7 protein-coding genes are annotated in these 13,130 nt (G+C 42.6%); 3 read left to right on the top strand and 4 right to left on the bottom strand.

Annotated elements, in window-relative coordinates; all coding sequences use genetic code 11:
- Positions 1 to 41 precede the first annotated feature (41 nt).
- Both H6F42_RS11775 and H6F42_RS11770 read right to left on the bottom strand, forming a co-directional pair.
- Positions 42 to 776, bottom strand: a complete 735-nt coding sequence (locus tag H6F42_RS11775; RefSeq protein WP_190399560.1) for a DUF4386 domain-containing protein — start codon at positions 774 to 776, stop codon at positions 42 to 44.
- Between the two features lie 37 nt (positions 777 to 813).
- Entirely contained in the window at positions 814 to 1,407 is a 594-nt protein-coding gene (locus H6F42_RS11770; protein WP_190399559.1) for a hypothetical protein, read from the bottom strand.
- Positions 1,408 to 1,549: 142 nt separating this feature from the next.
- On the opposite strand from H6F42_RS11770, the gene H6F42_RS11765 reads away from it, so the two are divergent.
- Together H6F42_RS11765 and cobN are read left to right on the top strand one after the other, a co-directional pair.
- Positions 1,550 to 2,599 carry an AraC family transcriptional regulator gene (locus tag H6F42_RS11765; RefSeq protein WP_190399558.1) on the top strand — a complete coding sequence of 350 codons (1,050 nt, stop codon included), beginning with the start codon at positions 1,550 to 1,552 and terminating at the stop codon, positions 2,597 to 2,599.
- 44 nt (positions 2,600 to 2,643) lie between these two features.
- Positions 2,644 to 6,444: a cobaltochelatase subunit CobN gene (cobN, locus tag H6F42_RS11760; protein ID WP_190399557.1), complete on the top strand. Its 3,801-nt coding sequence runs from the start codon at positions 2,644 to 2,646 to the stop codon at positions 6,442 to 6,444.
- 71 nt (positions 6,445 to 6,515) lie between these two features.
- Here the strand turns inward: cobN and H6F42_RS11755 are convergent, their stop codons facing one another.
- Together H6F42_RS11755 and H6F42_RS11750 are read right to left on the bottom strand one after the other, a co-directional pair.
- Entirely contained in the window at positions 6,516 to 6,998 is a 483-nt protein-coding gene (locus H6F42_RS11755) for a DUF4079 domain-containing protein (protein ID WP_190399556.1), read from the bottom strand.
- A gap of 92 nt (positions 6,999 to 7,090) precedes the next feature.
- Complete coding sequence (locus H6F42_RS11750) at positions 7,091 to 7,573, bottom strand: MEKHLA domain-containing protein (protein WP_190399555.1); 483 nt, start codon at positions 7,571 to 7,573, stop codon at positions 7,091 to 7,093.
- Between the two features lie 306 nt (positions 7,574 to 7,879).
- Here H6F42_RS11750 and H6F42_RS11745 point away from each other — a divergent pair, with 306 nt between their 5' ends.
- Positions 7,880 to 12,961 (top strand): PAS domain S-box protein, encoded by a 5,082-nt coding sequence (locus H6F42_RS11745; protein WP_190399554.1) that lies wholly within the window; start codon positions 7,880 to 7,882, stop codon positions 12,959 to 12,961.
- Positions 12,962 to 13,130 lie beyond the last annotated feature (169 nt).

Genomic DNA, 13,130 nt, shown 5'->3' with positions numbered 1-13,130 from the left:
AAAAGGGGTGCGGAGCAACCCTTTTGAAAATTCTCTGGGTTTTACGTCTGCTTAACATGATGTTCAAGCTTTTTGGGAGATACAGACAATAAGGAGAAACCTACGATCAACAGCCAGATTTCCCAAAGGATAAAGCCGATGGGAGTTGATTCAATTACAGGAATAGATAGCATCGCTGTTGATAGAAGTTCGCTTTGTCCAATCAACAACATTGGTGTTGTCATTAGTCCGTACCAAGCAACCCAACGTTTAAAGATTGGCGATCGCAACATGGCAATACCCACTCCGATTGTCCAGCCAATTAGAAGAGTTTGCCCTAAATGTTCGCCAATCACAACCCCGCCATACTGATGTACTGCTTGATAGACCACTTTTACCGCTTCGCGAGTAGCTACACTTGAGGCTGGATCGACATACAAATTTGCCAGCAGTGGAACTACAAACACCCAACGCATTAAGCCCACTGCCTGAAGTACACCAGAAAGAACTCCCATCGCTGTGGCGATCGCTAAATAAGATGAGCCTTGGCGATCAACAATCCGATGGAGCAAAATACTAGCGGGGATAAATAATAGAGCTGACAGCCCAAAGGCAAACCAAGTCAAAATCAGTTGCGTTCCACCTGCGTGAAACTTAGTCAGCACATCACTGATGGGTTCACGCAGAATGTCGTCATATTCAAAAATCTGTGTTAAGCGAATGTAAGGAATATTTAAAAATATAACCAATAGAACCAAGAAGATTCCTGTGGTACGCACAAATTGTAAACGATTCATTGTAAATCCCTATTAATTCTATTTGTATTCAAAAAAGTTAAAAGCTATAACCAACGCCCAACAAAAGTCCCATGTCCGCTTTGCGATCGCTTGGCAAACCGACATTCAACTGCACAGTTCCCATGATGTTTCTCGATATCGGTACATCTACTCCGCCTGTGACGTGGGGAGCAATTTTCAGCCCATTCTCATTTCTAAACATCACCCCACCACCGATAAAAGGTGAAACAATAATCTGCTGAGAACTTGCATCGCGAATGGGAAAGTCAACGGTAAGATTCGAGGAGGAAGATGAAATTCCAGTTCCAAAAATTACTGTGTTATTGTGCATAGACAAGTTGTCAGTAAAAACTGTTTTAGAGAATAGTGAAAAGCCACCAGTGCCTAATGCTGAGGTATTGCCACTTAGCCCAATTGAACCACCAACACCGATATAACCGCGCTGGCGAATAGCTTCCGTTATAGGCTTTTGCGATTCCGATTCTTTTGACTCAGATTGTGAAATTTTATTTGCTGGTGATTGGGAAAGTGTTTGAGATTGGGATTCTTGAACAATAAGAATGCTACCTGTCAAAATCGTAGAAACGATCAATACCGAAATTCTTCTTGGTTGGATAGATTTGTAAATCATGGGTTTATGTAAGGTGAGGCGCGATTGCTATTGCTGATGAATTAAAGTTAAGGCTTTTTGCTAAAATCCAACATGACAAAACGCGCCAGAAAGTTGACTTTTGATGCCAAATTTTTGATGCCAATTTGAAATTCTGCTAATCATGGAAAATGCAATCTCAGATCCGATTCATGACGACTATCAAGAGGCGAAATTTTCAGTAGCGATCGCTCGGGACATCTTGCAGTATGTCGCCGCACAAGGAATTGATTTGCAAGATATTTACCGTTCAACCAAAATTGAATCTGCTTGGCTTGAAGATCCCGATCGCCAAATCTCAGGAGAATTACTCAAACATTTGTGGCGAGAAGCGGTTATCAAAACAGGCGATCGCGATCTTGGCTTGCATATTGGAGAAACTTTTGACTTGCCAGCGATCGGGCTTCTTGGCTATGTTTTGCTGAATTGTAAAAACTACGGACAGTCACTCGAAAAACTATCTCAATATACTCGCCTTTTTAGTCAAGGCGTAGCCATTCATCATCATATTTTGGATAGTTTCGTATGTTGCGACTGCAAAATTGTGGGCGGGGTCAAAAATTATCTCCTAGATGAGCCGAGACATCCCATTGAAAGCACATTTTCCGCCTTACTTAAGGCAACTCAAAAACTCACAGGAAAAAGCTTACTAATCCATGAAGTTTGGTTTCAGCATATTGCCCCCTCAGATTGTTCTGAACATGAGCGCATCTTTCAAACTCAAGTGAAATTTTCGCAATCAGTTAATCGCATGATCTTTGCAGCAGATGTCCTTAATTGGGAAGTGCGATCGGCAAATGCAAACTTGTTATCAATGTTTGAAAGTCATGCGAGTGATATGCTCACAAATCTAACGCAGACACCCAAATGCAGCCATCAAGTGATCAAAATAATTGCTCAAAATTTGCATGGAGAAGCTCCGCCAATTGAGGCGATCGCGCGTACTTTGATGCTTAGTGTGCGTCAGCTTCAGAGAGAACTGCAAATCGAGAATACATCCTATCAACAAATTCTTGATGATACTCGCAAGGAAATAGCGTTAAAACACATTCAAAACAAGCAAACTTCAATCCACGATTTGGCTTTTTTATTAGGATTTTCCGAGCCAAGTGCCTTTTACCGTGCCTTCAAAAGATGGACAGGGCAAACTCCCCGCAATTATCGCTCTGCTTAAATCGACTATAATGATTGAGCCGACAACTGCTATTTGGATCATTAATGCACCGTATCGCCACAATCTCAGGAAACTGGAACCAGTCCACCGACAGCGTTGTTTTTGTTGATCAGCAACCTGCTCCGATCATTATCATTACCTCTGCCGATACGGATATCCAAACCCTTGCGGCAGCCACAGCGAGATTGCCTGAAGATTTTCCACAGATTCGGGTGGTGAATGTATTGCAATTGCAGCAACAAATCGCGATCGATACCTATGCAGAAGAGGTGCTATCGCAAGCAAAGGTAATTATTGTCAGATTGATTGGGGGACAGTCTTACTGGAGCTATGGATTAGAAGTTGTTAAGGAAACGGTGCTAAATACGGGCGCAGTGTTAATTGTATTGCCGGGGGATGAGCGTCCTGATCCGAGTTTAACTAGCCATTCCACTACAACGCTAACTTTGGTTAATCAGGCTTGGCAATATTTCATTGAAGCAGGGGTTAGTAATTATCAGAATTTATTGAAGTTTGTTGCCAAAGAATTTTTAGATATTGCAGCAAAATATGAACTACCGCAATCAGTGCCTCGGATTGGAATTTATGAAACCCTCACCCCCCAGCATCCTCTCCCACAGGGAGAGGGGGGGCGAGTAGCGATTCTTTTTTATCGCGCTCATTATTTGTCGGGAAATACTGGGGCGATCGCCTCTTTATGTGAAGCATTGCGAGAACGAAATTTACAACCTCTACCAATCTACGTCTCCTCTCTCAAAGAACCCGATGTGCAAGCAGAATTAATTCGCTATTGCTTGCCCCAATCTGGTCAGAAAGTAGATGTAATCTTGAATACGACTAGCTTTTCTTTAGCGAGTCTCAAAACCGATACGCCACAGGTTGATCTTTGGGAAGCTTTAAATGTGCCAGTATTTCAGGTGATTTTTAGTGGTGGGCTGAAGAAAACTTGGGCAAATGGTACACAGGGACTAAATCCTCGCGATATGGCGATGAATGTGGTGTTGCCTGAAGTCGATGGCAGGATTATCACTAGGGCGGTTTCTTTTAAAGCGATGCAGGGACAGAATATGGCTCTGCAAACAGAAGTATTGACCTATGAACCTGTGCGATCGCGCATTAATTTTGTGGCGGATCTGGCGGCGAAATGGATACAGCTAAAGCACACGGAGGTGTGCGATCGCAAAATTGCGTTGATTCTCGCTAACTATCCTAATCGTGATGGCAGATTAGCGAATGGAGTCGGTTTAGATACCCCTGCCAGTTGTTTAGAGATTCTCAAATCTTTGCGAAGTGCAGGATATAGTGTTGGTGAAATCCCTGAAACCAGCGATGCATTGATGATGCTGTTAACGACTGGTGTAACTAATGATCGAGAATCATTTGGAGTACGTCAGGTCTATCAATCTTTAGCATTAGCTGATTATCAAAACTATTTCCAGAATTTGCCTGAACCTGTGCAAACTGGAATTACTAGCCGATGGAATGAGCCAAAACAAGAACAAGAATTTGCGATCGCTGGTATGCAATTTGGCAATATCTTTGTCGGTATCCAACCCTCTCGCGGCTATGACCTCGATCCTACGCTCAATTATCACGCGCCAGATTTAGAACCGACCCATGACTACATGGCTTTCTATCATTGGGTGCGCGACAAATTTAACGCTAATGCGATTGCCCATATCGGTAAACATGGCAACCTCGAATGGCTCCCGGGGAAAAGTGTGGCGCTTTCCGAAAATTGCTATCCTGAAGCCGCTTTTGGTGCGATGCCTCATTTCTATCCCTTTATCGTCAACGACCCTGGGGAAGGCTCTCAAGCAAAAAGGCGATCGCAAGCAGTAATTCTCGATCACCTCACACCACCAATGACTCGCGCTGAGCTATACGGCGGCTTGCAGCAATTAGAAGGCTTAATCGATGAATATTACGAAGCGGAAACTCTTGATCCTTCGAGATTACCAATGGTGCGATCTCGACTAACTGAGCTGATCAAACAGGAGAATCTGCATCAAGATTTAGGAATTTCTTTAGATCGTTTAGAAGATTCTCTCAATACCATTCTCACGACAGCCGATGGCTATCTCTGTGAAATCAAAGAAGCGCAAATTCGTGATGGTCTGCATATTTTTGGGCAATGTCCAGAAGGACGACAGTTAAGGGATTTAGTAGTAGCGATCGCCCGTAATCCTACGGCTAATCGGATGGGGCTGACGCGGGCGATCGCAGAAGATTGGCAGCTAGATTTTGATCCTTTGACTGCGGATTTAGGTGAGTTAATTGAGTCAAGTTCACACCCACGTTTAGCTGATTGTCGAATTATTGGCGATGCGGTGGAAGTGATCGAGGAATATGCGGCGGAGTTAGTGGATGCCCTCACCCCTAGCCCCTCTCCCAAGGGGGGAGAGGGGGACAAGAAAATTAATCTTGCTCCCCTTCTCCCCTCATGGGAGAAGGGGCTGGGGGATGAGGGTCTTGCTATCCCCAAAGAACTAACATGGATTCGCGATCGCCTCCTACCATCTCTCTACAAAACTAATCAAGAAATTACCAATCTCCTGCGCGGACTCAATGGTGAATATATTGCCAGTGGCGCATCAGGTGCGCCAACAAGGGGTAGACCTGAAGTATTACCCACAGGACGGAACTTCTATTCTGTAGATATTCGCGCAGTGCCGACGGAAACCGCTTGGGATATTGGTCGCAAGGCTGCCGATGTATTGATCGAAACTTACACTCAAGAACATGGTGAATATCCGCAAACTTTGGGGCTATCGATTTGGGGAACTTCGACAATGCGAACGGGGGGCGATGACCTTGCAGAAGCACTAGCTTTATTGGGAGTGCAACCAGTTTGGGATGGTGTATCGCGGCGGGTGGTAGATTTTGAGATTTTGCCCTTATCAATCCTCGGTCGTCCCCGTATCGATGTGACCTTGAGGATTTCAGGATTCTTTCGAGATGCGTTCCCAAATCTAATCGACTTATTTGATAGCGCGGTAAATGCTGTGGCGAATCTTGATGAACCTGCTGATCAAAATCCCTTAGCGGCGAAAGTCCAAGCAGAATCTGCACAATGGCAAAGAGAAGGATTAACTTTAGAACAAGCGGAAGAGCGATCGCGTTATCGGGTATTTGGCTCTAAGCCAAGCACCTATGGTGCGGGTTTACAAGGCTTAATCGAGTCGCAAAACTGGGAAAGCGAGCAGGATCTAGCCCGTGCCTATATCAATTGGAGCGCTTACGCCTATACCAGCAAATCCGAAGGAAAATCTGCTCCTGAAGCATTTAATCAACGCCTTGGCAATATGCAAATTGTGTTGCAAAACCAAGACAATCGCGAACATGACATTCTCGATTCCGATGATTATTATCAGTTTCAGGGTGGCATGACAACGGCTGTCAAATCCATATCTGGTAATGCTCCAGAGGTATACTTTGGCGATAATTCACGAATGGCGCAGCCAAAGGTTCGCAAATTGAGTGAAGAGATTGCACGAGTTTATCGATCGCGTGTGGTCAATCCCAAATGGATCGCAGGAGCGATGCGTCACGGTTATAAAGGTGCTTTTGAGATGTCGGCGACGCTTGATTATCTGTTTGCCTATGATGCTACGACTAACTGCGTTTCGGATTTTATGTATGAGGGAGTTGCGGAAGCTTATATCTTTAATCCTGAAGTCCAGAATTTTATTAAATCTAGCAATCCTTGGGCGTTGCGTGATATGTCAGAACGCTTGCTAGAAGCGAATCAGCGTGGGATGTGGCAAGATGTGACTGCGGATATGTTGGATCGCTTAAAGGCGATCGCTAATGATGCTGAAGGTGCGATCGAATCCCAAACATAACTGTCCTCGTCAATAAGAGTGGAAATTTTGAGACTTCATTTGGAGGGATGCAAAATGAAGTCTCAAAATTCCTATGAAGCTTTAGATAATTGCTCTAGAAGTCTTTGCACAATTTGGAAACCTGTTAAGGTCTGCCAAACGAAAACACCTATCAAAACCGTATTCACCGCAATGTGAGTCGATCGCGCCCATTCTTTTCCCTTTTGTAGCAATGGCGCTAGAGCCGCAGATATTGCTGCTAAAAATATTAGACCCAAACCTGCAAGCAAGTGCGCCCCTACAAACAGCTTGCCACTGGCGTTATAGGTAACTGCCATGCCGCCGATCGCGCCGCCAATCATTAACACCAAAAATATCGAGCCAAGGTTGTGATGCAAAAGGTTATAGCGCTTAGCAATTAAGGCTTTTTTCTCTTCGCCGTCGGTACTCCGAATTCTACGATATTGCCAACCTACATAACCTGCGTAAAATGCCAAAATCAAGGTTAGGAGCATGAGAACGGGATGAATAAAGTCTACTGTGGTTTTTAATGGTTCAGAAAGCTGGATAATCATAGATTTAATGTCGTTTTTGAGTGATGATTTGCGTCAAGATTTTTGTAGTAAATCTTATCTAATCTTTAATAATTTTAATATGCCACTGTCTTTTAGATCGTTTCCCAATCGCGAAAAGTTGCGGCTTGCCCACAAAGTTTGCCTTCTGGATCTACAACATTCCAGATAATTGCTTGGTTGATATAAAAGCGATCGCCATTGCTAGCAATCCGAATCCCTCGATAATCGCTGATATAGCCCTGAGTTTTTGCTTGTGCTAATAGTTTTTCGCGATCGCTTCGCTCGATAGGTTCGGCAGTATAGCGTGAGGGAGTAGAGATAAAGGTTTGCCAATCCATTTTCCAGAGATTCAAAGCGCGTTGATTGCCATAGTTGAGAACGGGATCGGCTTGGGTTCCGTGAGAGACTAATACAAAGTCTGCATTAAATAACAACTTCGCGATTTCTAGAGGCGTTTGGCGATCGCTGGTGGAGATTAGCTCGGTTCCTGTCCAGTGATGAAAACTATAAAGCAGTAGTTGAATATGTTGTAATAGTTCTGTTTGCAGCCAAGGCTGAAGTTTATCTGCATTCATAGGTTTTCATAAATTATTTAAGCGAGATTTATTTACTAGCTTATGTTACGTGGAACCCTCACCCCCCAGCCCCCTCTCCCATTAAGGGAGAAGGGGAGTAAGACAATTTCTTGTTCCCCTCTCCCCTTTTGGGAGAGGGGCTAGGGGTGAGGGTCTTGGAAACTTCCACGTAACATCAGTTACTAAGAAGATCGTAGGAAAAGCCATACATAAAAAATCTGATAAAAAGATAATAAATTAAAGTAGAATTTATACCCAAGGGGTAAAAGCTGACAGCACTTTTATACAAACTTAAAATTAGGATTTATGTCTGTAACCAGTCCAGAAGTAACTATCGAACAGGCAATTGTTCGTAATCCTTTAACTATTGCGCCAACCGCGACAGTTGCCGATGCGATCGCGTTGATGAGTACTGGCAATCAGTGCGATTTTAGTTGTGATATTAACTCAGAAATCGCTTTACAACTCGCTCATGCTCAAACTAGCTGCGTGCTGGTCACTGAGGATAAAAAACTAATTGGAATTTTAACAGAAAGAGATCTAGTGAGTTTTTGTGGTCAAAGTGAATCTGGCAGTTTAGATAATCCCAATTACCCAAATCAAAATTTAGCCCAAACCGCGATCGCGGAAGTAATGGTTTATCCTGTGCATTCGTTATTAGAATGGGAATTTACCGATCTATTAGTTCCCCTTAATCGCTTTCAGCGACACAAAATTCGTCATTTACCCCTAGTCAACGATCGCGGAGAGGTATCTGGACTGGTCACCCATGAAAGCTTAAGGCAATTGCTCCATCCCATTGATATGTTGCAAGTGCGAAAAGCAAAAGAGATCATGATTGCCAATGTGATCTGTGCAGAAGCAACAGAATCTGTCTCGGAAATAGCCAACTTAATGACAATTCATAAAGTTAGTTCAATTATAATTAATGAATATCGTGAAGAGATTTCATACCCTCTCGGCATCATTACAGAAAGTGATATTGTCCAATGCTTAGCCCTTGAGTTAGATCTCTCCAATACTCCCGCTCATACAGTCATGAGCTTTCCCTTGATTTCTGTAAGTCCGAATGACAGTCTCTGGAGAGTCAGAGAAATCATGCAAGAGAGAATAGTTAATCATCTGGTGATCACGGATAACGACGGACTGATGCAAGGGATTATTACCCAATCCGATATATTGAAAACTCTTCAACCCAAGGAAGTCTATAAATTAGTTTCCTTGTTAGAATCGAAAATGTCACGACTGGAGCAAGAGAAGTTAGAACTATTAGAAAGTCGCAATAAGCTCTTAGAAAGTCAAGTTCAGGAAAGTAAGGCAGCCTTAATTGACAGCAACGATATGTTTCAGCAGTTCGCGGACAATAATCGGAGCGTAGTGTTAATCCGTGACATTAAAACAGGGCATCTGCTGTATGTGAACTCAGCCTATAGCCAAATATGGGGATTATCTACCGAAAGCCTCTACGAAGATCCTCACTCTTGGATGAATGCGATTCATCCTGAAGATCGCCATCATTTTAATAAAGCCTACGAATTAACCGTTAATACGGGATTTTTTAATCACGAATATCGGATTATTCGACCTGATGGCACGGTGCGCTGGATCTACGGTAAATGCTTTCCTCTGCATAATAGTAAAGGTGAATGCGATCGCATGGCGGCGATCGCCGAAGACATTAGCGATCGCAAAAATGCTCAATTAGCCTTACAAGAATCTGAAGCAGAACTTCGCAATCTCTTTGCGAATATGCAGGACTATATCTTCGTGATTAATCATCAAGGCATATATATTAAGTCCTTCCCTAATCATCCCGAAACTGTCTCAATGATTGGCAAGAGATTGGATGAACTCTTTTTAAAAACAACGGCTGACAGTTTTTTAGCCACTATCCATGAAGTCTTAGCTTCTCAGCAAAGTAGACAGATTGATTATTGTATTCCTGTGCAAGGTCGAGAAAAGTGTTTCTCAACTATTGTTTCACCCTTAAGTAGGGAAACAGTTTTATGGGTAGCTCGGGATATAACTGAGCGGAAGCAATCGGAAAAGGAATTGTTGCTGCAACAGGAATTTCTTAGCACCGTAATTAATGCCTCACCTAACTTGATATTTGTCAAAAATAATCAAGGTGAGTACATGATGGCAAATCAAGCGATCGCAGATTTTTATGAAACAAGTATTGAAAATCTGATCGGCAAGACTGATCTAGACTTCCAAGATGATCCTGCCACGGCTAACAAGTTCCAAATAGAAGATCGTCAAGTCCTATCTACAAATCAGCCACTATTGATTAGTGAAGAAGAAAGTTCTTTCCCTCATCAAGAAAAATGCTGGCTTCAATGGTCAAAAACACCTATTACTTTACCCCGTGCTTCTAGCAGGGCTGTCTTAGGGATTGGTGTTAATATCACTCCGCGCAAATTAACTGAAATTGCTTTGAGAGAAAGTGAAAGCAAACAGAAAGCCTTAATTAATGCTCTACCAGATTTAATTATGCGAATGTCTGGTGATGGCATATATTTAGATTTCTTTGCTCCTGATTTCTTTGGAGCTTTAGGCAGTAAAGATTTAATTGGGAAGAATATTGCTGATTTTCCGTTATTAAGTAATCTCGCTAATACGAGAATGGAGTATATCCGCAAAGCTCTTGCCACAGGAGAGATTCAAATCTACGATCAAGAAATCTATATCAATGGAAAATTGCATATACAAGAAGTGCGAATTGCTGTTTGTGGAGAGAATGAAGTATTAGTCATAGTCCGCGATATTAGCGATCGCAAGCTTGCTGAAAACAATTTAAAACAAAGTGAACAACGCCTCAAAGCTAGTGAATCCCTCCTAAATGCGATGTTTATGAAATCGGCGATCGGCATTGCCATCACCGACCTAAACGGACATTTTGTGAGAACTAATCCTTACTATCAAGAACTAGTGGGATATTCCGAGCAAGAATTACAATCATTCCGCTTTACTGATATCACCAGCCCTGAGGACCTTGCCGAAAATCTCCGAATGCGAGATCTAGTTTTATACGATCATCACGAAAGTTATCAAATGGAAAAAAGACTCATCCATCGCGATGGTTATCCCGTATGGGTAAGGATTACCAGTTCTAAGATCATGGATGAAACTACTAAAGAACCTCTTTTTGTGGGAGTAGTGGAAAATATTGGCGATCGCAAACAGGCTGAAGAATCTCTGCAAAGCTTAGTGGAAGGAGCCGCCGCCCAAACAGGCGATAACTTCCTACCTGCTCTAGCCGAATATATTGGCAATGCCTTAAATGTTAAAAATGTATTTGTCACTAAGCGTCAAAATGATTCTCTGAAGGTGGAAATAGCATGGATAGATCGTAAATTTTTGCCAAGTTCTCAAATTCCTTTGTCTGATTCTCCCTGTGGTAAGACTATTGAAGAAGGCTGCTTCGTTTGTTCAGAAAAACTCAAAGAAATATTTCCCTATAACCAAGTCGTCAATGATTTGGGCGTAGATTCTTACGTGGGGATTGCGATCATCGATAGCAAAGGTGAAGCCGTAGGTAGCCTATGTGTAATGGATGATAAACCCATTGTCAAAGTTCAACGTGCAAAAGCGATGTTACAAGTTTTTGCAGCCAGAGTAAGTGCGGAGATAGAAAGGGAGAAAGCCATTGATGAACTCCATCAACTCAATTATCAGCTCGAGTCCAGAGTAGAACAACGCACCCGTGAATTGCAATTTGCTAACCAGCAGCTAATTGTGGAAATGGCGGAACGCCAAAAGCTAGTGGCTATAGTAGAAAATAGTACCGACTTTATTGCCTTAGCCGATCGCCATGGACGTATCAACTACATCAATCCCGCAGGGCTAAAACTATTAGGCATCCAATCGAGTGTGCGTAAATTATCCATTTTAGATTTCTATTTTCCAGAAGATCGTCAAGAATTAAAGCAAAATATCATTGATTTAATCACCCATGATCAAACTTGGGAAGGAGAACTGCGTCTCAGGCATTGTCAGACCCATGAGGAAATACCTGTGCTATTTAGCGCTTTCCCTATCCAAGATTCTTGGATAGATGAAACCCTCTCCCTCGCTTGCATTGTGCGGGATATTCGCGATCGCAAAAAAGCGGAAGCAATTGTCCTTAAAACTAACGAAGAACTGTTGCGTACCAATAGCGAATTAGCTCGCGCCACCAAGCTAAAAGATGAATTTCTCGCCAACATGAGCCACGAATTACGAACTCCCCTTAATGCCATTTTGGGGATGTCTGAAGGCTTGAGTACAGGCGTATTTGGGGAGGTGAATGACCGACAAAGGCGATCGCTTACGCTCATCGAGAATAGTGGAAGACATCTTTTAGAACTAATTAACGACATTTTAGATGTGGCTAAAATTGGTGCTGGCAAGCTCAATCTCGAAATTACACCTGTGGGAATTGATAACTTGTGTAAAACCAGCCTGAACTTTGTCAAGCAAATGGCAAATCAGAAGAATATTCAAGTTCGGCTGTCAATTCCATCCGATTTAGTATTAATGAATCTTGATGAGAGGAGAATGCGTCAGGCTTTGATTAATTTGCTAAGTAATGCCGTGAAATTTACCCCGCAGGGAGGTCAAATCGATCTAGAAGCAAAAGTTATTGACCCAGAACCAGATAGTAGCCCCTCACCAAATCATCCTCATTATCTAGTTTTATCTGTAACCGATACAGGCATTGGCATTGCTCCCGAAAATATAAGTAAGCTATTTCAAACTTTTGTACAAATTGATAGCAGTCTGAGTCGTCAATATACTGGCACTGGCTTAGGACTCACCCTAGTTAAACAAATTGCCGAATTGCATGGCGGCAGCGTCCGCGTAACTAGTCAAGTAAATCAAGGTAGTTGTTTTTCGATACATTTACCCTATAACAGCAACATAAAATCTATTAATAGCGACCTTCAAGCGCCAACCCTAGACCGAACTAACGACAAAGATCAGGATTTACCCAATAAATTAGATTTAGATGCAGAAAATCAGATTAATCCTTTAATTTTATTAGCCGAGGATAATCCGATTAATGTGGAAACCTTTGCTGATTATTTAACAAATCGTGGCTACCGTCTTATTTTTGCCACTAACGGACAGGAAACAATTGACTTGGCGATCGCCCATAAACCGCATCTAATTCTGATGGATATTCAGATGCCTTTGCTTGATGGCTTAAGCGCAATTCAGCAAATTAGGTCAAATGCTAGCATCCAAAATATACCCATCGTCGCTCTAACTGCTTTGGTAATGTCAGGCGATCGGGAAAGATGTCTCCAAGCGGGAGCTAATGAATATCTAACTAAACCAGTAAAGCTTTCCCACCTAGCTACAGTAGTCAAAGAACTAATCAGAAAAACAGTAAATCCCAAATAAAAGGTGTTCATATACCTGCAACATCCCTTCTCCCGCAGGAGAAGAGAATAAACATTAGATTTTTTGCTTCCCTTTCCCGAGGGAGAGTGGCTAGGGGTGATGGCTTAAAAAAATAATTGAATAGAGGCGCGAAGCGCCTCTATTCAATTATTTTGTGTATCTGTGACTT

Source organism: Pseudanabaena sp. FACHB-1998 (genome assembly GCF_014696355.1).
In the GTDB taxonomy this organism is placed as follows: domain Bacteria; phylum Cyanobacteriota; class Cyanobacteriia; order Pseudanabaenales; family Pseudanabaenaceae; genus Pseudanabaena.
This window is presented reverse-complemented; position numbering and strand designations above follow the sequence as displayed.

Coding starts and splice junctions, on each gene's coding strand:
- cobN (WP_190399557.1), top strand. CDS start 2,644: ATGCACCGTATCGCCACAATCTCAGGAAACTGGAACCAGTCCACCGAC.
- H6F42_RS11755 (WP_190399556.1), bottom strand. CDS start 6,998: ATGATTATCCAGCTTTCTGAACCATTAAAAACCACAGTAGACTTTATT.
- H6F42_RS11745 (WP_190399554.1), top strand. CDS start 7,880: ATGTCTGTAACCAGTCCAGAAGTAACTATCGAACAGGCAATTGTTCGT.
- H6F42_RS11765 (WP_190399558.1), top strand. CDS start 1,550: ATGGAAAATGCAATCTCAGATCCGATTCATGACGACTATCAAGAGGCG.
- H6F42_RS11775 (WP_190399560.1), bottom strand. CDS start 776: ATGAATCGTTTACAATTTGTGCGTACCACAGGAATCTTCTTGGTTCTA.
- H6F42_RS11750 (WP_190399555.1), bottom strand. CDS start 7,573: ATGAATGCAGATAAACTTCAGCCTTGGCTGCAAACAGAACTATTACAA.
- H6F42_RS11770 (WP_190399559.1), bottom strand. CDS start 1,407: ATGATTTACAAATCTATCCAACCAAGAAGAATTTCGGTATTGATCGTT.